Raw genomic sequence first — 19,568 nt, forward strand, 5'->3', positions numbered from 1 at the left:
CTGGATTCTCGATGATCAGCGCTTCGCGCTTGGCGCTCGTCGCCGCCGCCGGCTTTTCGCTCGCCGCCTGCTCCCATCTTCCCAAGCCCGCCATGCCCTTCGTCAGGAAGGGCGAGACCTCGGCGCCGGCGCCCCGGTTTCCCGAAGCCCCGCCCGTCGCGGGTCCCAAGCTGGCCGCGTTGAAGCCGGGTCATTGGGCCCAGGAACTGTCGGATCTGGCGCCCGATCCGGCCTGGCGCTTCGGCGTGCTGCCCAATGGGATGCGCTACGCCATCCGGAAGAACGCCACCCCGCCGGGCCAGGCGTCCCTGCGCCTGTGGTTCGGCGCCGGTTCGATGATGGAGGCCGACGACCAGCAGGGCCTGGCCCACTTCCTGGAGCACATGGCCTTCAACGGCTCCAAGAACGTGCCCGAAGGCGAGATGGTCAAGATCCTGGAGCGCCACGGCCTGGCCTTCGGCGCCGACACCAACGCCCAGACCAGCTTCGACGAGACCACCTATCAGCTGGACCTGCCCAAGACCGACAACGATACGGTCGACGCCACCCTGATGCTGCTGCGCGAGGCGGCCGGCGAGCTGACCATCGCGCCGGACGCCGTCGACCGCGAGCGCGGCGTGGTGCTGTCGGAGGAGCGGACCCGCGACACCCCCGGCTATCGCGTCGCCATCCAGACTCTGTCGGCGCAGATGGAAGGCCAGCTGCCGCCCAAGCGGATCCCGATCGGCAAGACCGACATCCTCAAGACCGCTCCCGCCCAGAAGATCCGCGACTTCTACGAGGCCTACTACCGCCCCGAACGCGCGGTGCTGGTGGCCGTCGGCGATTTCGACGTCGACGCCATGGAGGCCAAGATCAAGGCCAAGTTCGGCGACTGGGCTGGCAAGGGCCAGCCGGGCAAGGACCCCGATGTCGGCCCGGTGATGAAGCGCGGCGAGACCGCCAAGCTGATCGTTCAGGCCGGCGCGCCTTGGTCGGTGCAGATGACCTGGCTGCGCAAGCCCGACGGCTTGATCGAGACCAAGGCCCTGGACGAGCGAGACACGCTGGAGAACCTGGCCTTCGCGGTGCTGAACCGTCGCCTGCAGGCCATCGGCCGCTCGGCCGAGCCGCCCTTCATCGCCGGTGGAGCCTTCAAGGGCGACCAATATGGCGCGGTGCGCGTCACCACCTTCGGCGCCACGGCGCAGCCCGGCCAATGGAAGCAGGCGATCTCCGCCCTCGACGCCGAGCAGCGCCGCGCGGTGCAGTACGGCGTGCGCCAGGACGAGCTGGATCGCGAGATCGCCAACATGCGCGCCGGCCTCGTCGCCGCCGTCGCGGGCGAGGCGACCCAACGCACGCCGGCCCTGGCCAACCAACTGGTCGGCACGCTGAACGACGGCGAGGTCGTCACCTCGCCCAGCCAGAACCTGGCCGCCTTTGACCAGATCGTGAAGGGCCTGACGCCCGAGCGCGTGTCGGGGGTGCTCAAGAGCGCCTTCGCCGGCTCCGGCCCCCTGATCGTCGTGGCCGCGCCCGAGAACATCGAGGGCGGCGAACCGGCGATCCTGAAGGCCTATGACGAGGTCAAGGCCCAGCCCGTGACCCCGCCCGCCGCGCCGGGCGTGACTGTCTGGCCCTATTCCAGCTTCGGTCCGACCGGCGAGGTGATAGAGCGCAAGGAGGTCACCGACCTCGACACCGTCTTCGTGCGCTTCGCCAACGGCGTGAAGCTGACGGTCAAGCCGACCAAGTTCCGCGACGACCAGATCCTGGTGAAGGTCCGCACCGGACACGGTCTGCTGGACCTGCCGTCAGATCAGCAAAGCCCGCTCTGGTCGGGCGCGGCCCTGGTCGAGGGCGGCCTCAAGCAGATCAGCGCCCAGGACATGGAGCGCGTCTTGACCGGCAAGATCATCGGGGCCTCGCTGGGGGTCGAGGATGACGCCTTCGTCCTGAACGGCCGCACGCGTCCGCAGGATCTGGAGACGGAGATGCAGGTGCTGGCCGCCTACGCCACCGAACCCGGTTGGCGCCCCGAGGCCTTCAATCGCGTCAAGACCAGCTACGGGACCCTGCACGACCAATTGCAGACCACCACCGGGGGCGTGCTGGGCCGCGACCTGGGCGGACTGATGCACGTCGGCGACAAGCGCTGGACCTTCCCCTCGCGCGAGCAGATCGCCGATACGTCGCTGGACCAGCTGAAAGCCGCCGTCGCCGAGCCGCTGGGCAAGGGAAACCTGGAGATCGTCATCGTCGGCGACACCACGGTCGAGAAGGCCATCGCCGCGGTGGCCGACACCTTTGGCGCCCTGCCGGCCCGTCCCGGTGAGCCCGAACGGCCCGACGCCCGAAAGGCGCCGTTCCCCGAGCCGTCGAAGACGCCGGTCGTCCTGACCCACAAGGGACGAGCCGATCAAGGCGCGCTGTTCATGACCTGGCGGACGGACGACCTCTTCGCCAATCTGCAGCGCTCGCGAGATGTCTCGATCCTGGGCCAGGTGCTGCAGCTGCGCTTGATCGACGAACTGCGCGAAAAGCAGGGCGCGACCTACTCGCCCAACGCCTCGTCGACGGCCAGCGTCGTGTTCAAGAACTGGGGCTATCTGGCCGTCAGCCTCGAGGTTCCGCCCGAGAAGCTGGACGGAGCGGTCGAGTCGATCCGAAAGATCGCCGCCGACCTGCGCGAACACCCCATCAGCGCCGACGAGCTGGAGCGGGCCAAGAAGCCGCGCATCGACTCGATCGAGAAGGCGCGCGTGACCAACGAATACTGGGCCGGCGTCCTGTCGGGCGCTCAGGACGACCCGCGCCTGCTGGACGCCACGCGCTCGGTGCTGGCCGGCCTGTCGCGCGTGACGCCCGAGGACGTCCAGAAGGCGGCCAGGACCTATCTGGGCGACGACAAGTCGTGGCTCCTGCTGGTGAAGCCTGAAGCGGCGGCCACGGCGGCGGCGAAGTAAAAAAAGAAGGCCCCGCCAACCGGCGGGGCCTTTTGCTTTCTATCTACCGACTATCTACCGACTTCCCCGGCGAAAGCCGGGGTCCAGATGGACGAGCGAGAGGTGGGTCTAGAAGCTCCGAGCCTCTCCAATGATCCCCGGCGCCTTGAGATCTGGATCCCGGCTTTCGCCGGGAAGATCGGGGTTTGTGCGTCCTAGTAGACCACCCCGCCCACGCCGCCATCCAGGCTGAAGCTGGTGGAGAGGCTCTGGCGCTCCTGCACCGTCTCCTCGCGATAGGCGGTGTAGGTCTCGGTGGTGATGATCGTCAGGATCTTCACGCCAGCCCCGAAGCGACGCAGCAGCGAGCGTTCGTTGCAGTCACGGGCAGGACGCTGCGGACGGCAGGCGATGCTGGCTTGGCCCTGGCCGGCGCCGGCGTGTGGTACAGCGCTTCGTTCTTCTGGCAGATGAAGGTCTGGCCGGCGCCGCCGGTCGAGATGTCGACCTGTCCCGCGTAGTCGGCGATCACATACTGCATCCGCGCTCCGGCGATGCAGCGATAGAGCTCGCCGTCATAGGCGTCGTCGATGTCGCGATCGGGCGTCACCTGCGAGGCCGGGTGCGGCACGTCGCGGTCGTCCAGGCAGACGGCGCGGATGATCACCCGGCGCGTGCGGCTGCGGGTGGCCTGATAGGCGTCGCGACGCAGTTGCCCGCCGCCCTCGACGTTCAGGCCTTGGATATAGCCGGTCGCCATCGGGCCGGAATAATAGCCCCCGTGGGTCCCGCCGCCGTAATAGATGCTCGTGCCGCCGCCCGCGCCGGCGCCCGCCGATGACCCCGCGTTCGCGCTGGCGGAGCCGCTGGCCGAGGCGTTGGCATTGGCGTTCACATTGACGTTGGTGTTGGCGTTGACGACCACCGTCGCGCCGATGTTCACGTTGACGCCGGGAATATTGACGTTGTGGCCGCCTCCCCCGCAGCAGTTGCCGGGCGGCCTGGGCGGGGGCGGCGGCGGGGCGCAGCAATTGCTCGACGGCTTGACGCAGTTGCAGTCGCCCGCCAGGGCCACGCCGCCGAAAAGGGCGCCCGCCAGCAGCGCCCCAACGGCGATCAGCCAGGTCCGCAAGGTCAATTTCGGCGCCCTCATCGCGGCGTTTCCCTTCACATCGGGTCGTTCCGCTTTTCGTTAAGCAAGAATCGGGCCGAGGCGCCGTCCCGGCCGGCCTGCGCCAGAATGGGACGGTCGAGCCTCTGGCCCGGTTCTCCCAGCAAGCTCCGTGCGGTCGAAAACAGCCGCGAAGAGCCCGCCAGGGGACGACGATGTTCCATCCAAGCACGGAACGGTTGATAGACTATTGGCGCGACAAGAAGGGCGGATCCGCCCTGCCCAGCCGCGCGGACATCAATCCGGCGGAGTTCCTGGAGCTGCTGCCGCAGGTGTTCATCCTGGGCCGGGACGGCGGCAAGCTGCCCTTCCGCCTGGCGGGGGGCTTCGTCTCCGAGCTGCACGCTCGCGACCTGCGCGGTCAGGACGCCCTGTCGCTGTGGGCCCTGGCCCATCGCCTGGAGCTGAAGAGCGCCCTGGACGTGGCCCGCAAGCGCCGCACGCCGGTCGTGGTCACCGCCGACATCCGGTCGCATGGCGTTCCCAGCGTCGGCATGGAGGTGCTGTTCGCGCCGCTGCGGGGGGCCTCGGGCGAGACCGATCGCTTTCTGGGCCTCTACCAGCCGATCGCCATGATGGCCCGCCTGATGGGCCGCCCCGCCTATGAGCTGGGCGTTCGCGAGATCCAGCCCCTGGGCGAGAGCAACGAGGACATGCCGCGCCTGCGCCTCGCCACGCTGGACGGGCGGCGGATCGCTTAGCGCCCCGTTTCGTCCAGCCGCCGCCAAACCTCACCCGGCAATTCCAGCCGGGCCGCGCCCATCAATTCGTCCAGCTGCTTGACCGAGGTGGCGCTGGCCAGCGGCGCGGTGATCGCGGGATGGGCCATGATCCAGGCCAGGGCGACCTGGGCCTGGGACGCCCCGACAGCCTCCGCCGCCTCGTCCAGCGCCGCCAGCACCGCCCGCCCCTTGTCGTTCCAGTAGTCGCGCCGGATGGTCGCCGCGCGCGCCTTGCCCTCGAAGTCATCCTCGGTCCGGTACTTGCCGCTCAGAAACCCCGCGGCAAGACCATAGAAGGGGATGATCCCCAGCCCCTCGGCCTGGGTCAGTTCGGTCATCGCGCCCTCGACCTGATCACGGTCGACGAGATTGAACTTCGGCTGGATCGTCTCGTAACGCGCCAGCCCCTTGGCCTTCGACGTCTCCAGGCTCGACGCCAAGCGCTCCGGCGAGAAGTTCGAAGCGCCGATCGCCCGCACCTTGCCGGCCCTCACCAGACGATCGAAGGCCTCCAGGGTCTCGTCCTGCGGGGTGTCGGCATCGTCGCGATGCGACTGGTAGAGGTCGATATAGTCGGTCTGGAGGCGCTTTAGCGAACCCTCGACCGCCGCCTCGATATTGGCCGCCGACAGGCCCGGCTGCTTGGGCCACATCGCCACCTTGGTCAGGATCAGCACCTTGTCGCGCTTGCCCGACGCCTTGAGCCAACGGCCGATGACGCCCTCCGACTCGCCGCCTTCGTGCCCAGGGACCCACGCCGAATAGACATCGGCGGTGTCGATGGCGTTGAAGCCGCCATCGACAAAGGCGTCCAGCAGGCGGTGCGAGGTCGCCTCGTCCGCCGTCCAGCCGAACACGTTGCCGCCGAACACCAGCGGCGCGGTCGAGAGGCCGGAGCGGCCGAGGGGACGATGCCGCATTTTTCGATCTCCTACTCCGCCGCCACCGCGCGGCCGTCCTCGAACACCGGAACATCCTGCGGCGCCAGGGTCGCCTTGCCCCGGATCAGGTCAGAGGCGCGCTCGGCGATCATGATGGTCGGGGCGTTGGTGTTGCCGCCCACCAGGGTCGGCATGACCGAGGCGTCGACGACGCGCAGACCGGCGATGCCCTGCACCCGCAGCTGGTCGTCGACCACCGCCAGCGGATCGCCGGCCACGCCCATGCGGCAGGTGCCCACCGGGTGATAGATCGTCTCGGCCTTGGCGCGGATCCAGGCGTCGAGGTCGCCATCGGTCTTCACGTCCGCGCCAGGCGCGTATTCGGCATCGCGATAGGGGTCGAAGGCGGCCTGCGCCACGGTCTCGCGGGCGATGCGGACGCCCTCGCGGATGGCGCGCCGGTCCTCGTCGGTGGACAGGTAGTTGGCCAGGATGGTCGGATCGGCGAACGGATCGGCCGAGCGCAGCCCCACGTGACCCCGGCTCTCGGGCCGCAGCTGGCAGACGTGCAGGGTGAAGCCGTCCTTCTCGACCACGACCTTGCCGTGGTCCTGCATGATGGCCAGCACGCCGTGGATCTGCAGATCGGGCCGGTCGAGGTCGGGGCGAGACTTCAGGAAAGCCCCGCTTTCCAGGAACTGCTGCCGCCCCAGCCCCTTGCCGAAGATCATGTAGTTCAGGCCAACGCCCAGCTTGTTCAGGCCCTTGTTGGCCGAATAGGCGGTCTTGAGGTTCTTGGCGGTCCACGAGACGCAGACGTCCAGGTGGTCCTGCAGGTTGGCCCCGACGCCCTTGGCTTCGTGGATGACCTCGACGCCGTGCGGCTTCAGGTCGTCGGGCGCGCCGATCCCCGACAGCTGCAGGATCTGCGGCGACTGCACGGCGCCGGCGCTCAGCAGCACCTCGGCGTCGGCATAGGCGATCCGCTTCTCGCCGCCCTTGCCGACCACGTATTCGACGCCGATGGCGCGCCGCTTCTCGATGACGATCCGGGTCGTGCGCGCCTCGGTCACGCAGGTCAGGTTCGGACGCGACAGGGCCTGGGACAGATACGCCATGGCCGCGCTCCAGCGCTGGCCGTCGCGGATCGTCAGGTCGTAGGGGCCGAAGCCCTCCTGCTGGAAGCCGTTGAAGTCGCGGGTCGTCTTGTGGCCTGCTTGGCGCCCCGCCTCGATCAGAGCGCCATAGAAGGGGCTATCGCTCTCGCCCTTCGACACGTGCAGCGGCCCCTGGTCGCCATGATAGGCGTCGCCGCCGCCGTGGTGATGCTCCGAGCGCTTGAAGTAGGGCAGCACGTCGGCATAGGACCAGCCGGTCAGACCCATCTGCCGCCACTGGTCGTAGTCGCGCGCGTGGCCCCGGATATAGATCATCCCATTGATGGCCGAGCTGCCGCCCAGCCCCTTGCCGCGCGGCCACCAGAGCTTGCGGTTGTTCAGGTGCGGCTCGGCCTCGGTCCAGAAACCCCAGTTCTGGTCGCCCTTGTCCTTGATCAGCTGGCCGACGCCCGCCGGCATCTTCACCAGGATCGAGGTATTCTTGCCGCCGGCCTCCAGCAGCAGGACCTTGATATTGGGGTCCTCGGTGAGCCGAGCCGCGAGCGTACAGCCGGCAGAACCGGCGCCGATGATGACGTAATCATAGCGTTCGCTGGCCATGGCCGGGACGCCCTCCCTCGAAGGTTATCATTGTTCAGGCAGAGAGTGATCCGGCTTTGGCCTCAACGCAAGGCGCCGACATACCGGATGATCGCGGCCAGACCGGTAAAAAGCCCGCGGTCCGGCGAGTTGCGCGTTCACACTCAACTCAAATCGCGGTAATGCTACCTATGGACGAACCTAGACCCGGTTCGCCCTCGCCGTCCCGTCGAGAGGCCGACGCCTCGCCCGGCGGGTCCTTCTCGCGTCGACGTGCCCTTCGCGCGAGAAGCGGGAGCGTCGCCCGCCCACCCCCCATGCGGCGGGCGGCGCTCCCAACGGGTCCCTAAGCCGGCGCCTATCCCTCGACCGCCGTCAGCTCGCGAGCATAGCGCTTCCAGTTCTCGACATAGTGCAAGGCCGAGCCTTGCAGGACCTGGGCGTGATGTTCGGAAACCTCGCGCACCACCTTGCCGGGCGCGCCCATCACCATGGAATTGTCCGGAATCTCCTTGCCCTCGGTGATCAGGGCGCCGGCGCCGATCAGGCAGTTCCTTCCGATCTTGGCGCCGTTCAGCACCACCGCGCCGATTCCGATCAGCGAGCCATCGCCGATCGCGCAGCCGTGCAGCATCACCATGTGACCAATGGTCACGTTCGCGCCGATGGTCAGCGGAAAGCCAAGATCAGTGTGGAGCACAGAGCCGTCCTGAACGTTGCTATTTTCGCCGATCGTGATCGGATCGTTGTCGCCACGCACCACCGCGCCCCACCAGATACTGGCATTCTTCTTCAGAATTACATTCCCCATCACGCTGGCTGTTGGCGCGATCCAGTATTCGTCTTGCGACGGCAGCGTCGGCGCCACGGCGCCCAGGGAATAGACAGTCATCCGTATGCCTCGTTTTCTTGGGCGCCATTTTCAAATTAACGACCCCGAAACCATGTTCGGCCATTGTAGTCGTGCGATTCGAGAGGGAAACATTCCCTGGCGGGAACCATTATCCTCTTGGAACGGGTCGCGAGCGCTTTTGCTCGGGATCCCCCGCGATCGAAGACGAGGTGTCGCATTTGGCGTTTCGGCGTACAGCACCGCCTATCGCAAGCTCCACCGAGCCGCCGGGCCGCGCACCCGACTTCGTTTCTATTCAGCTCACCGACAAGGACGACGCCTCACGGGCTCGTCCTTTTTTCATGCCTGCATGGAGGCTTTGATGACCAAGCGAGCCCTGAAGCGGATGGCGCGCGAAGGCGCGTACGAGATGACCGGCCCGAGCGACGACGCCAAGGTGCGTCGCCTGCCGGTCGATCACCGCGGCGGGTGGTCCCCTCTTCCCCAGGATGGGGGCGCGAGGGGCGATAGTCGGGATCAGAGCTACCTCAAAACGATAAAACCGAAATCGCCCGGCCAGGCCCAGTTGATGGAAGCCATCGACGAGAAGAACCTGGTCATGGCCCTGGGGCCGGCCGGCACCGGCAAGACCTACATCGCCATCTCCAAGGCCGTCGAAGCCCTGGAAGCGGGCCGCGTCAGCCGCATCGTCCTGTCGCGTCCCGCCGTCGAGGCCGGCGAGTCGATCGGCTATCTGCCCGGCGACATGGAAGACAAGCTGGCGCCCTATCTGCGCCCGCTCTACGACGCCCTGACCGATCGCCTGTCGGTCAAGCGGATGCGCGCCCTGATGGCCGAGGGCGCGATCGAGATCGCTCCGGTTGGCTTCATGCGCGGCCGCACGCTGAACAACGCCTTCGTGGTGATCGACGAGGCCCAGAACTGCACCTACATGCAGCTGAAGATGCTGCTGACGCGCCTGGGCTGGCACTCGACCATGGTCGTCACCGGCGACCCCAACCAGTCGGACCTCTTGCCCGGCATCTCGGGCCTTGCCGAGGTGGCGAACAAGTTCGAAGCCGTGTCCAACATCGCCGTGGTCCGCCTGGCCGACCGCGACATCGTCCGCCATCCTCTGGTGGCCGAGATGCTGGGGGTTCTGTGATTTAGCGACAACGGTTTGAACTGAACACTTGAGTTAGGGGCGGTCGGGCGTGCAAGGTCCGGCCGCCTTAATACTTTTTTGGACATGTTCATGGCCGACTCGACCGCGCCGCGCACGGAATTGACCCTTCGCGGGATCATCCTCGGCGTTCTGATCACCCTCGTCTTCACGGCGGCCCAGGTCTATCTGGGCCTGAAGGTCGGTCTGACCTTCGCCACCTCGATCCCCGCCGCCGTCATCTCCATGGCCCTGCTGCGGGCGTTCAAGTCGGCGACCATCCAGGAAAACAATATCGTCCAGACGATCGCCTCGGCGGCGGGCACGCTGTCGTCGGTGATCTTCGTGCTGCCCGGCCTGCTGATGATCGGCTGGTGGGCGCATATTCCGTTCCTGCCCACCTTCGGCGCCTGCGCCGTCGGCGGCATTCTGGGCGTGATGTACACCATCCCGCTGCGCCGGGCTCTGGTGACCAATTCCGACCTTCCCTACCCCGAGGGCGTCGCCGCCGCCGAGGTGCTGAAGGTTGGCACGGGCTCGCGCGAAGGCGCCGCCGAGGGCAAGGCCGGCCTCGTCGCCGTCTGCCTGGGCACCATCGCCTCGGCCCTGTTCGCGGCGGTCGCCGCCGCCAAGATCTTCGCGGCCGAGGTCGCCGGCTACTTCAAGGTCGGCAAGGGCGCGACCGGCCTGGGCGCCTCCAGCTCGCTGGCGCTGATGGGCGCGGGTCACCTGATGGGCATCACCGTCGGCATCGCCATGTTCGCGGGTCTGGCCATCGCCTGGGGCGTGCTGGTGCCCATCATGACCACGATTCACCAGATCCCCGGCGCCGACGCGGGCAAGCACGCCCTGACCGTCTGGAAGACCGAGGTGCGCTTCATGGGCGCCGGCGTCATCGGCGCGGCCGCCATCTGGACCCTCGGCAAGCTGGTCGGCCCGATCTGGAGCGGTCTGGTCTCTTCGCTGGAAGCCGGCAAGGTCCGCAAGGCCGGCGGCGACGTCCCCCGCATCGAGCAGGACATGCCGATCACCATCGTCGGCCTGATCTCGCTGCTTCTGCTGGCCCCGGCCGGCTGGTTCCTGGCCCAGTTCCTGGTCGGCGGTCCCATCGCATCGGAAACCGCGCCACTGGTCGCCATCGGCATCGGCTACGTGCTGATCGCCGGTCTGCTGGCCGCCGCCGTCTGCGGCTACATGGCCGGCCTGATCGGTTCGTCGAACAGCCCGGTCTCGGGCATCGCCATCCTGACCGTGCTGGGCGCCTCGCTGATGGTCGGCGCGGTCGGTCGCGGCGTCATCGGCCCGGACGTCACCAAGGCCTTGGTCGCCTTCGCCCTTTATGTCACCACCGTCGTGCTGGCCGTGGCCGTGGTCGCCAACGACAACCTGCAGGACCTGAAGACGGGCCAGTTGGTCGACGCCACCCCGTGGAAGCAACAGGTTGGTCTCGTCATCGGCGTCGTCGCCGGCGCCGTGGTCATCCCCTTCGTGCTGGAGCTGCTGAACCTGTCGAACGGCTTCGCGGGCGCTCCGAACCTGAACGCCGTCGCCAAGGACCCGCTCGCGGCGCCCCAGGCGACCCTGATCTCGACCCTGGCCAAGGGCGTGCTGGGCGGCGACCTGAACTGGAGCCTGTTGGGGATCGGCGCCCTGATCGGCCTGGGCCTCGTCGCCATCGACGAAATTCTTCGCAAGACCAGCGCCGGCCGCTACAGCCTGCCCGCCCTGGGCGTGGGTCTGGCGATCTACCTGCCGAGCACCGTCACCGCCCCCGTTGTGGTCGGCGCGGTGATCGGCTGGGTTTACGAGAAGCTCGTCGACCGCGACAGCACCAGCGAGGCCGCCAAGCGGATCGGCGTGCTGATCGCCTCGGGCTTCATCGTCGGTGAGAGCCTGTTCAACGTCGCGCTCGCCGGACTGATCGTCCTCACGCAGAAGGGCGAGCCCCTGGCCGTTCCCTTCGCCCCGTCGGAGCATGTCGGCATGATCCTGGCCCTGATCGCCGCGGCGGTCATCGTGGCCTGGCTCTACAGCTGGGCGCGGTCGGCGGCGAAGAAGACGGCGGAGGCTTGATGACGGATGTTGAAGGTCTGGGGTCGCCGCTCCGCCTTTAACGTCCAGAAGGTGCTCTGGCTGGTGGGGGAGCTTGGTCTTCCCCACCAGCACATACCCGCCGGCGGCGAGTTCGGCGGGCTGGATGATCCCCACTTCCGATCCCTGAATCCACATGGCCGGGTCCCGGTCATTGACGACGACGGCGTGGTCGTCTGGGAGTCCCACGCCATTCTCCGCTATCTCGCCGCGCGATATGGCCCCGCCTGGTGGCCCTATGATCCAGCCGCTCGCGCCGAAGCGGACGGCTGGATGGACTGGGCCCAGACCGCCTTGCAGCCTGACTTTCTGACCGGCGTCTTCTGGGGCTGGTATCGAACGCCCGAAGAACAACGCGACGTCCACGCCATCGAGATCGCACTCGCCGCCTGCGCGCGTCATTTTCGATTGCTGGATCGGGTGCTGGCCGACCGGCCGTTCCTGGGCGGGGCGGCGCCGAACCTCGCGGACATCCCCGTCGGAACGCACCTCTATCGCTACCATGAACTCGAGATCGACCGGCCGGACACGCCCAACGTCGAGGCTTGGTACGGCCGCTTGCGCGAACGCTCCGCCTATCGTCAGGCGGTCATGGTTTCGTTCGGCGAGATGGAGGGGCGGCCGACCTACTGAGCTCCCGCCAGGATCGTGAACACGACCTCCCGGCGCCCGCGATAGCCCAGCGACTCGTAGAGCCCGATCGCCGTCTTGTTGTCGGCGTAGCTATGTAGGAACGCCTTTTCGCCGCGCGCCAGGATCTTGGCGGTCACCTCGCGCAGCAGCCGGGCCGCGTAGCCCTTGCCGCGATGGTCGGGATGCACGCAGACGCCGCTGGCCTCGGTGTAGCCGTCGGGCCGCATTCGCTCGCCGGCCATAGCCGCCAATTGGCCATCGACCCGGACGCCGATGAAGTCGCCCAGCTGGTGGGTGCGCGCGAAGAACGGGCCAGGTTTGGTCAGGGTCGCCAGGGCTAGCATCTCGGCGGCGTCGGCGTCGCCCAGCGACAGCATGTCGAAGGCGACGTCCCAGCCCGGGGCCACGCGCTCGGCGACCATCTGCAGGCAGACGGCGCTGGACACGACCTCGGTTCCGGGAACCGGCGGCGGCGCGCTGGGCTCGATCAGGCCCACCGTCCCGCGCGCCCGCGTCAACGCCCCCAGGTCGGCCAGGCTCTCGGGGCTCTCGTCCGCGGTCCCGGCGAAGAGGCCGAAGTCCGGATCCATCCTCAGGGCGCCGCCATGGTGAACCGCCAAATGGCTCTGCCGGCCGGTCAGGGCGGAATAGGCGGGGCGGTCGAGGACGTGGGCGCTCATGCCGCCATTCAAGCGGGGCAATAGGCCGCGATCAACGCCTTGATCGCCCCCACCACCGCCAAGGCCGGTTTGTCGTCGCCGTCGAACATCTGGCTGGAGGTGAAGACGCCTTCGATCAGCAGCATCATGGCGTCGCCGAGGGCCTTGGGGTCCGAAGCGCCCATCTCGGTCGCCTTGGCGCGCAGGCGCTCGCGAAGCTCGTGCTTATGCGCCTGGGCGACCTGGCGGCCAGCGTGCTGGCGGTCGGGATATTCCACGACGGCGTTGGAGAGGTTGCAGCCGCGATAGTCGTCGCCGCGCGAACGTCGGGCCAGGACCTCGAAATAGGCGATCATCTGCGCCTTGGGATCGTTCGGATGCAGGGCCTCGGCCGCCTCGAACCGCGCCCAGAAGCCGGTCTCCACCTCGCGCAGCACGGCGGCGACCAGATCGTCCTTGGACTTGTAGCTGCGATACAGGCTGGGCTTGGTGACGCCGGCGCGGGTGACGATCTCGTCCACGCCCACGGCCCGAATGCCCTCTCGGTAGAACAGCTCGCGCGCCGTGTCGAAGATGCGTTCGGCGGCGCGTGGAGCGGGTCCGTAAGGGCCTTTGAGAATTTCTTCTGGCGTTCTGTCGGTCATGTCGCTTGACGATGTTACTTACCGGTACGTATGTAGCTGAACAACCCCGTACCGATCGGTTACATTCCGAAGAGATCGAGAGACGACATGCCCGCCGCAAGCCGCCGCCCCTTCGGACAGAATTACGCCTTTGTCGTCGCCGGCGCCATTTTCCTCGCGCTGCTGGCGGCCGCCGGCCTGCGCGCCGCGCCCGGCGTGCTGATCCTGCCGCTGGAGAAGGCCTTCCACTGGGATCGCGCCTCGATCTCGACGGCGGCGGGCGTCGGCATCTTTCTCTATGGACTGACCGGTCCGTTCGCGGCGGCGCTGATGCAATCGTTCGGCGTGCGGCGGACCGTGACCCTGGCCCTGCTGCTGATGTCCGTGTCGACGGGGCTGTCGGCCTTCATGACGGCCTCCTGGCAGTATGTCGCCACCTGGGGCGTCCTGGCCGGGCTGGGCAGCGGCGCGGTGGCCATGGTGCTGGGCGCGACCGTGGTGAACCGCTGGTTCGTCGCCCAGCGCGGCCTGATGCTAGGTCTGCTGACCGCCTCGACGGCCACCGGCTCGCTGATCTTCCTCCCTGGCATGGCCTTCATCGCCGAGCACGGCGGCTGGAAGCCGGTCGTGATCACTGTCGCGCTCGGCTGCCTGATCCTGGCGCCGGTCATGTGGCTGTTGATCCCCGAGCGTCCGGCCGATGTCGGCCTCCAGCCCTACGGCGCGCCCGAAGACTATGTCCCGCCAGCGCCGATCCACGCGGGAAGCGCCCTGACCTATGCGTTCGGCGCCCTGGGACGCGCCGCCAGGACCCGAACCTTCTGGCTGCTGTTCCTGGGCTTCTTCATCTGCGGCCTGACCACCAACGGCCTGGTCGGCGTGCACATGATCGCATTCTGCGGCGACCGAGGCCTGCCCGAGACCCGCGCCGCCGGCCTGCTGGCGCTGATGGGCCTGTTCGACCTGTTCGGCACCACCGCGTCTGGCTGGCTGACCGACCGCTACGACAGCCGAAAGCTGCTCTTCATATATTACGTTCTGCGCGGCCTCTCGCTGATCTACCTGCCCTTTTCGGACTTCTCGATCGTCAGCCTGTCGGCCTTCGCGGTGTTCTACGGCCTGGACTGGATCGCCACCGTGCCGCCCACCGTGCGCCTGGCCACCGAGGCCTTCGGCGAGCGCGACGGTCCGATCGTGTTCGGCTGGATCGGCGCGGGCCACCAGCTGGGCGCGGCGACGGCGGCCATCGGCGCGGGGATCCTCCGCGCCAGCCAAGGCCAGTATGTGGAGGCCTTCATCATCGCGGGCTCGGCGGGCCTGGTCGCCGGCGTCGCTTCGCTGATGATCCGCCGCAGGGCCGCCGCGGCGGTGGCCGTCCCAGCCTAGAGCGTGATAGCCGAAAGTGTGAGCGGTTTCGGCGGTTATCACGCTCTAAATATTTGATTTAGAGCGCGTTCGAGCGGTTTAACCGCTCACACTTAAACCTAACGCGCTCTAGTTGACGGCGAAACGGCGGCGGCGCGGACCTAAGCCCGCCTCCGCCGCCGTCTCTGTTTCAAGCCAGAAAGGCTGAAGGCCTACTCCAGGTCTTCGCCCAGGATGGCCATCTCGAACATGAACGAGCCGTCCTCGTCTTCGTCCTGGAAGACGACGCCGATGAATTCGCCGGCGACTTCGACCTCGGCCGAGTCCTTCTGCTTGGGGCGCGGCTTCACCTGGATGTGCGGGTTGCCGAAGGTGCGCTTCAGGTGCTTTTCGATCTTGGCGATGGTCGTGGCGTCCACGGGAAGTCCTCGTGCTTGGCTGGAGCGCCCGGGGCGCTGATCGACGCGAAACTAGCGCCCGCCGCGAGAGTCGCAAGCCGCTTGCGGTGGAAGAGGTGTGGACGCGCCCTCGGCCAGCAGCCAATCGCGGAACGCCAGGGCCCGCGGGCTGCCCCCCTCGATCGGCGTCAGGGCCACGATGCGGGACCGGCCGGGAATGAATCCCAGCGGCGCGACCAGGCGGCCGCTGGCCAGATCGCGCTGTACGAAGGCCCATGGCCCGATGGCCACGCCCAGACCGGCCGCGGCGGCCTCCAGCATGTAGAAATAGTGGTCGAACTCCTGCTCGCTGGCGGGCGCGGGCAGATCCTCGACCGCTAGGCCGAGCGCCCAGTCCGACCAGCTCTCCACGAAAGTCCGGGTCAGCAGGCGCGGCAGGGCGAGGACCTCGGCCAGGTCCATGCCGGCGCGCGCCCGTTCCGGCGCCATGACCGGCCCGTGGAAATGGTCCATGAACGGCGTGACCTCGGAATCGTCGGAACGATCATCACCGATCGGGCGCATCCGGATGGCTAGGTCCACGCCGTCGGCCTTGAAGTCGAAGGGCCCGTTCGACTCGGCCACCCGCACCGGGATCTCGGGATGGGTCGCCTGAAATCCCGGCAGGCGCGGGATCAGCCACTTCATCGCGAAGGTCGGCAGACACGACACGACCAGCGGGCGCGGACCGTCCGGGGCGCGGCGCGGCGAGGCGGCGGCGATCTGGTCGAAGGCGGGGGTGAGCGCCTGGGCCAGCTTCAGTCCCGCCTCGGTCATCCGCAAGCGCGAGCGCGGCCCTTCGGTCAGGGCCACGCCCAGGTGGTCTTCCAGCTGGCGGATCTGGCGGCTGACCGCGCCGTGGGTCACGCACAGCTCTTCGGCGGCCAGGGTCATGCGACCGTGCCGACCGAACGCCTCGAAGGCGCGCAGGGCGTTGAGCGGCGGCAGCTGTCGGCGGGCCATGTGAAGAAACCTCACAGAGACCTGTCCGATAAGTCGTTATTCGAAGCGGCGCAACAAAGGGATAGTCGCGTCCATGCCCGCGCCAGCCCCCAGACGCATCACCCTTCCCCAGGTCCTGACCCTGATGGCGATCTGGACCGCCGTGATCTACGGCCTGACCAACGCCAAGCCACGCGCCGAACGGGAACGCATTTCGTTGAAAAGCAGGCCCGCCGCCGTCGCCTGCGCCAAGCAAGGCTGATCGAGCGGAACAAGATTGTGGAGAACCGACCCCAGATAAGGGTCGGGCCCCAGCGGCGTCTCGCGACTGGGGCCCGTGTCCGCCCACTAGGTCGGGGGGGCGTAGGGGGGCGGACCCTGCATTAACGTCACGGCTCGAAGGCGGTTCCGCGCTACTGGGAAGGCGTGAGCTTTATCTCGAAGATTTTCGGCCATAGCTTGCCGGTGACGAAAAGGCGGTCGCCCTTCGCGTCGTAGGCGATGCCGTTCAGCACGTCGTCGCCGTTGCCGCTGGCCCCCGCCGCCTTGGCCAGGCCCGCCAGTTCGATCCAGCCGGTGACCTGGCCCGTCGTCGGATTGATCCGGGCGATGCGCGTGGTCTGCCAGACATTGGCCAGCAGTTCGCCCTTCACATATTCCAGCTCGTTGAGATTGCGCACCGGCACGCCGTGGTCGGTCACCTCGATCCGGCCGGTCTCCTTCAGGGTGTCGGGATCCAGGAAACGGATGAACGAGGTGCCGTCGCTCATATACAACCGCTTGTCGTCGCGGGTCAGGGCCCAGCCCTCGCCCGAATAGCTGAACTCGCCGATCTTCTCGAAGGTGTCGATGTCGTAGATGAAGCCGACCTCGTCGGTCCAGGTGAGCTCGTAGAGCCGCTTGCCCCAGTCGACGATGCCCTCGCCGAAATAGCGGCTGTCGACGATGCGTTCGGCCTCTGAGAAGCCCGTCTCCAGATTGACCTTGCGGATCAGCGACCGACCCTTGAGGCCCGTGCTCTCGTACAGAAAGCCGTCGCGATAGAAGAGGCCCTCGGTGAAGGCCGTCGTGTCGTGGGGATAGGCCTTGACCAGCGTGTAGCCGCCGACCGGCGCGGACGCGGCCTGGGCGCAGCCGGTCAGGCCCGCCGGCGCGACCAAACCCAGGCCAAGAACGACGGCCGCCAGCAGGCCGCCCAAGCTGCGCCGAAGAAGGGTCACTCAGATCTCGTAATTGTCGTGCGCATAGACGGTCTCGGCCAGGGTATGATCCATGGTCTTGGCCGGCTCCTCGCAGGTTGGGCAGTTCACAAGGCGAGCCGGCACGCCGGCCGCCGTGCAGTGCGCCGGCACGGGCCGCAGGACCACCGAGCCGGACGCCACCTTGGCGTAGTCGCCGATGGTGATGTTGCCCAGCACCTTGGCCCCCGCGCCCAGGAGCACGCCATTGCCGATCTTGGGATGGCGGTCGCCGCGCTCGGCGCCGGTGCCGCCCAGGGTCACGCCGTGCAGCATCGAGACGTCGTCGCCGACCACCGCCGTCTCGCCGATGACGATGCCGGTGCCGTGGTCGATGAAGACGCCCTTGCCGATCCGCGCGGCCGGATTGACGTCGACCTGGAAGATCTCGCTGGCGCGGCTCTGCAGGTAGAAGGCCAGGGTCTCACGGCCCTGGTTCCACAGCCAGTGCGATACGCGATGGGTCTGCAGGGCCAGGAAACCCTTGAAGAACAGGAACGGCTGGACATAGCCCTTGCAGGCCGGATCGCGCTCGAACACAGCCCGCAGGTCGGCCTCGGCGGCTTTCACCAGGGACGGGTCGCTGTCGAAGGCGTCGGCGGCGAACTCGCGCGCCGTCATCGCCCGCATCTCCTGATCGCCCAGCTTGCGCGCCAGCTGGAACGTCAGGGCGTCGGCCAGGTTGTCGTGGCTGAGGATCACCGCGTTGAGCAGCGAGGCCAGGGCCGGTTCGGCCTTGGCCGCGTGCTCGGCCTGATTGCGCAGGGCGACCCATACAGGGGTGTCGGTATCCGACGTCACCACTTCGAGGTGCTTGGCCATCGGGCTCTCCCTTCCCAGCTGGCTTACTCATAGAGCATCTTCAATGAAGATGCTCCTACTCAGAGAATGAGAGCGGCCAGATCGGCCGGCAGTTCACCTCGGACCGCCATATGGTGTGTCCGGAGCAAGAGCGCCACCGTAATTGCGTCTGGCATATGGCCGGCCACCGCCGCGTCCAGCGCTTCGCCGAACGGAACACGGGCCACGGCCAGGTCCTCGGTCTCGTCGGGCGCCGTCACGGTCGGCGAAAGATCCATAGCCAGGAAGCCATAGGCGACCTCGTCGGTGACCGAGTTGGAAAGCTCCATCCGCAGGATCTGGCGCCAGTCGGCCGCCTGGAGCCCCACCTCCTCGGCCAGTTCGCGCTTGGCGCCGTCCAGCGGGTCCTCGCCGCGCGGCGCGCCGCCTTCGGGGACTTCCCAGCTATAGTTGGCCAGCGAGAAGCGGTTCTGGCCGACCAAGGTCACCGTGCCGTCCTCGTGCAGTGGCAGGACGCCGGTCGCTTGGTTCTTGAACCCGATCTTGCCGTACAGCGCGGGTCGACCGGTCGGCGCGATGGCCTGATATTCCGTGAGCGTGATCCACGGATTGTCGTAGACGACCTTGCTGGACGAGACGCCCCACGGCTTGCCGTGCGGCTTCAGCCAGGCGGGTTTGCGGTCGGGGTCGTCGGACATCGGCGCCATCCCTTGTCGCGGCCGGGCCTCGGCCATAGGTGTGCGCCTTACAGTGTTTCGGAGAGATCGTCTTGGCCGGTTCCGTCCCCCCGCCCCCGAGTTCGGCGAGACCCTGCCGCTCGAGGCTTCGCCCGAGGTCGTGGCCTTCCTGGCCCGGCGCCGTTCGGCCAGCGCCATGAGCTTGGCCGCGCCCGGCCCCGATCCCGAACAGCTTTCCGAAATTCTGCGTCTGGCGGCTCGCGTGCCCGACCATGGCAAGCTGGCGCCCTGGCGGTTCGTGATCCTGCGCGGCGCGGCCAAGGACGCCTTCGCCGAGCGGATTACCGCCCTGGCCGACAGCCAGGCCAACCCGGCCAAGGCCAACGCCGCGCTGCGCAAGCTGACCCGTCCGCCGGTGTGCGTGGCGGTGATCTCGCGCTTCATCCCCGGCGACATTCCCGAATGGGAGCAGCGCCAGAGCGCCGCGGCCGTCTGTCACCAGATGCTGCTGGCCGCTTCCGCGCTAGGCTGGGGCGCCAACTGGATCACCGACTGGTACAGCTACGATCCGCGCGCCACGGCCATTCTGGGCCTTGCGCCGGACGAGAAGGTGGCGGGCTTTGTCTATCTCGGCACGTCGACCGAACAGCCGCAGGAGCGGGTGCGTCCCGACGTGGCGGCGATCACCACCGAATGGAGCCCCGCCTAGG

At 67.8% G+C, this 19,568-nt stretch carries 19 protein-coding genes and 1 pseudogene; 8 read left to right on the top strand and 12 right to left on the bottom strand.

Annotated elements, in window-relative coordinates:
• The first annotated feature begins 11 nt into the window (after positions 1-11).
• Positions 12-2,948, top strand: coding sequence for a M16 family metallopeptidase (locus OR37_RS13895; RefSeq protein ID WP_004621104.1), 2,937 nt, complete (start codon positions 12-14; stop codon positions 2,946-2,948).
• A 194-nt stretch (positions 2,949-3,142) separates the two neighbouring features.
• Here OR37_RS13895 and OR37_RS22350 read toward each other — a convergent pair whose 3' ends face one another.
• Both OR37_RS22350 and OR37_RS13900 read right to left on the bottom strand, forming a co-directional pair.
• A complete protein-coding gene (locus OR37_RS22350; protein ID WP_004621106.1) occupies positions 3,143-3,268 on the bottom strand; it encodes a hypothetical protein in 126 nt (41 codons plus the stop codon).
• Positions 3,265-4,065: a hypothetical protein gene (locus OR37_RS13900; RefSeq protein ID WP_235046581.1), complete on the bottom strand. Its 801-nt coding sequence runs from the start codon at positions 4,063-4,065 to the stop codon at positions 3,265-3,267. The genes OR37_RS22350 and OR37_RS13900 overlap by 4 nt, the downstream gene beginning before the upstream one ends.
• Before the next feature lie 188 nt (positions 4,066-4,253).
• Here OR37_RS13900 and OR37_RS13905 point away from each other — a divergent pair, with 188 nt between their 5' ends.
• A complete protein-coding gene (locus OR37_RS13905; RefSeq protein WP_004621110.1) occupies positions 4,254-4,799 on the top strand; it encodes a PAS domain-containing protein in 546 nt (181 codons plus the stop codon).
• Here OR37_RS13905 and OR37_RS13910 read toward each other — a convergent pair.
• From OR37_RS13910 to OR37_RS13920, 3 genes are all read right to left on the bottom strand, one after another.
• Positions 4,796-5,740, bottom strand: coding sequence for an aldo/keto reductase (locus OR37_RS13910; protein WP_004621113.1), 945 nt, complete (start codon positions 5,738-5,740; stop codon positions 4,796-4,798). The two genes, OR37_RS13905 and OR37_RS13910, sit on opposite strands and share 4 nt — an antisense overlap.
• A gap of 11 nt (positions 5,741-5,751) precedes the next feature.
• Positions 5,752-7,419: a choline dehydrogenase gene (locus OR37_RS13915; RefSeq protein ID WP_004621114.1), complete on the bottom strand. Its 1,668-nt coding sequence runs from the start codon at positions 7,417-7,419 to the stop codon at positions 5,752-5,754.
• A gap of 337 nt (positions 7,420-7,756) precedes the next feature.
• The gene (locus OR37_RS13920) at positions 7,757-8,290 is read right to left on the bottom strand and encodes a gamma carbonic anhydrase family protein (RefSeq protein ID WP_004621117.1); all 534 of its coding nucleotides are present in this window, start codon (positions 8,288-8,290) and stop codon (positions 7,757-7,759) included.
• A gap of 310 nt (positions 8,291-8,600) precedes the next feature.
• Here OR37_RS13920 and OR37_RS13925 point away from each other — a divergent pair, with 310 nt between their 5' ends.
• From OR37_RS13925 to OR37_RS13935, 3 genes are all read left to right on the top strand, one after another.
• Complete coding sequence (locus OR37_RS13925) at positions 8,601-9,395, top strand: PhoH family protein (protein ID WP_081612947.1); 795 nt, start codon at positions 8,601-8,603, stop codon at positions 9,393-9,395.
• An 84-nt stretch (positions 9,396-9,479) separates the two neighbouring features.
• Positions 9,480-11,465 (top strand): OPT family oligopeptide transporter, encoded by a 1,986-nt coding sequence (locus OR37_RS13930; RefSeq protein ID WP_035017435.1) that lies wholly within the window; start codon positions 9,480-9,482, stop codon positions 11,463-11,465.
• A gap of 6 nt (positions 11,466-11,471) precedes the next feature.
• Positions 11,472-12,116, top strand: coding sequence for a glutathione S-transferase family protein (locus tag OR37_RS13935; protein WP_004621122.1), 645 nt, complete (start codon positions 11,472-11,474; stop codon positions 12,114-12,116).
• Here the strand turns inward: OR37_RS13935 and OR37_RS13940 are convergent.
• Both OR37_RS13940 and OR37_RS13945 read right to left on the bottom strand, forming a co-directional pair.
• Positions 12,110-12,796 (bottom strand): GNAT family N-acetyltransferase, encoded by a 687-nt coding sequence (locus OR37_RS13940; protein ID WP_004621125.1) that lies wholly within the window; start codon positions 12,794-12,796, stop codon positions 12,110-12,112. The genes OR37_RS13935 and OR37_RS13940 overlap by 7 nt on opposite strands.
• An 8-nt stretch (positions 12,797-12,804) precedes the next feature.
• Positions 12,805-13,419, bottom strand: a complete 615-nt coding sequence (locus OR37_RS13945; RefSeq protein ID WP_004621126.1) for a TetR/AcrR family transcriptional regulator — start codon at positions 13,417-13,419, stop codon at positions 12,805-12,807.
• An 87-nt stretch (positions 13,420-13,506) separates the two neighbouring features.
• Here OR37_RS13945 and OR37_RS13950 point away from each other — a divergent pair, with 87 nt between their 5' ends.
• Positions 13,507-14,784 carry an MFS transporter gene (locus OR37_RS13950; RefSeq protein WP_004621127.1) on the top strand — a complete coding sequence of 426 codons (1,278 nt, stop codon included), beginning with the start codon at positions 13,507-13,509 and terminating at the stop codon, positions 14,782-14,784.
• A 191-nt stretch (positions 14,785-14,975) separates the two neighbouring features.
• On the opposite strand, the gene OR37_RS13955 is transcribed toward OR37_RS13950, so the two are convergent.
• Together OR37_RS13955 and OR37_RS13960 are read right to left on the bottom strand one after the other, a co-directional pair.
• Complete coding sequence (locus tag OR37_RS13955; protein WP_004621129.1) at positions 14,976-15,182, bottom strand: DUF3126 family protein; 207 nt, start codon at positions 15,180-15,182, stop codon at positions 14,976-14,978.
• Positions 15,183-15,233: 51 nt separating this feature from the next.
• Positions 15,234-16,163, bottom strand: coding sequence for a LysR substrate-binding domain-containing protein (locus tag OR37_RS13960; protein WP_004621130.1), 930 nt, complete (start codon positions 16,161-16,163; stop codon positions 15,234-15,236).
• 73 nt (positions 16,164-16,236) lie between these two features.
• Here OR37_RS13960 and OR37_RS21850 point away from each other — a divergent pair, with 73 nt between their 5' ends.
• Complete coding sequence (locus OR37_RS21850; RefSeq protein ID WP_004621131.1) at positions 16,237-16,404, top strand: hypothetical protein; 168 nt, start codon at positions 16,237-16,239, stop codon at positions 16,402-16,404.
• A gap of 151 nt (positions 16,405-16,555) precedes the next feature.
• On the opposite strand, the gene OR37_RS13965 is transcribed toward OR37_RS21850, so the two are convergent.
• The 3 genes and pseudogenes from OR37_RS13965 to OR37_RS13975 all read right to left on the bottom strand — a co-directional run bounded on the left by OR37_RS13965 (position 16,556) and on the right by OR37_RS13975 (position 18,946).
• The gene (locus OR37_RS13965) at positions 16,556-17,362 is read right to left on the bottom strand and encodes a glutaminyl-peptide cyclotransferase (RefSeq protein WP_004621132.1); all 807 of its coding nucleotides are present in this window, start codon (positions 17,360-17,362) and stop codon (positions 16,556-16,558) included.
• A complete protein-coding gene (gene cysE, locus OR37_RS13970; RefSeq protein WP_004621133.1) occupies positions 17,363-18,202 on the bottom strand; it encodes a serine O-acetyltransferase in 840 nt (279 codons plus the stop codon).
• A gap of 59 nt (positions 18,203-18,261) precedes the next feature.
• Positions 18,262-18,946 (bottom strand): annotated as a pseudogene (locus tag OR37_RS13975) (NUDIX domain-containing protein).
• On the opposite strand from OR37_RS13975, the gene OR37_RS13980 reads away from it, so the two are divergent.
• Entirely contained in the window at positions 18,932-19,567 is a 636-nt protein-coding gene (locus tag OR37_RS13980; RefSeq protein WP_004621135.1) for a nitroreductase family protein, read from the top strand. The pseudogene OR37_RS13975 and the gene OR37_RS13980 sit on opposite strands and share 15 nt — an antisense overlap.
• Position 19,568 lies beyond the last annotated feature (1 nt).

This window comes from Caulobacter vibrioides OR37 (assembly GCF_000372645.1).
Classification (GTDB): Bacteria; Pseudomonadota; Alphaproteobacteria; order Caulobacterales; family Caulobacteraceae; genus Caulobacter; species Caulobacter vibrioides_E.

Coding starts and splice junctions, on each gene's coding strand:
- OR37_RS13895 (WP_004621104.1), top strand. CDS start 12: ATGATCAGCGCTTCGCGCTTGGCGCTCGTCGCCGCCGCCGGCTTTTCG.
- OR37_RS13920 (WP_004621117.1), bottom strand. CDS start 8,290: ATGACTGTCTATTCCCTGGGCGCCGTGGCGCCGACGCTGCCGTCGCAA.
- OR37_RS13910 (WP_004621113.1), bottom strand. CDS start 5,740: ATGCGGCATCGTCCCCTCGGCCGCTCCGGCCTCTCGACCGCGCCGCTG.
- OR37_RS13915 (WP_004621114.1), bottom strand. CDS start 7,419: ATGGCCAGCGAACGCTATGATTACGTCATCATCGGCGCCGGTTCTGCC.
- OR37_RS13930 (WP_035017435.1), top strand. CDS start 9,480: ATGTTCATGGCCGACTCGACCGCGCCGCGCACGGAATTGACCCTTCGC.
- OR37_RS13945 (WP_004621126.1), bottom strand. CDS start 13,419: ATGACCGACAGAACGCCAGAAGAAATTCTCAAAGGCCCTTACGGACCC.
- OR37_RS13905 (WP_004621110.1), top strand. CDS start 4,254: ATGTTCCATCCAAGCACGGAACGGTTGATAGACTATTGGCGCGACAAG.
- OR37_RS13950 (WP_004621127.1), top strand. CDS start 13,507: ATGCCCGCCGCAAGCCGCCGCCCCTTCGGACAGAATTACGCCTTTGTC.
- OR37_RS21850 (WP_004621131.1), top strand. CDS start 16,237: ATGCCCGCGCCAGCCCCCAGACGCATCACCCTTCCCCAGGTCCTGACC.
- cysE (WP_004621133.1), bottom strand. CDS start 18,202: ATGGCCAAGCACCTCGAAGTGGTGACGTCGGATACCGACACCCCTGTA.
- OR37_RS13940 (WP_004621125.1), bottom strand. CDS start 12,796: ATGAGCGCCCACGTCCTCGACCGCCCCGCCTATTCCGCCCTGACCGGC.
- OR37_RS13935 (WP_004621122.1), top strand. CDS start 11,472: ATGTTGAAGGTCTGGGGTCGCCGCTCCGCCTTTAACGTCCAGAAGGTG.
- OR37_RS13960 (WP_004621130.1), bottom strand. CDS start 16,163: ATGGCCCGCCGACAGCTGCCGCCGCTCAACGCCCTGCGCGCCTTCGAG.
- OR37_RS13925 (WP_081612947.1), top strand. CDS start 8,601: ATGGAGGCTTTGATGACCAAGCGAGCCCTGAAGCGGATGGCGCGCGAA.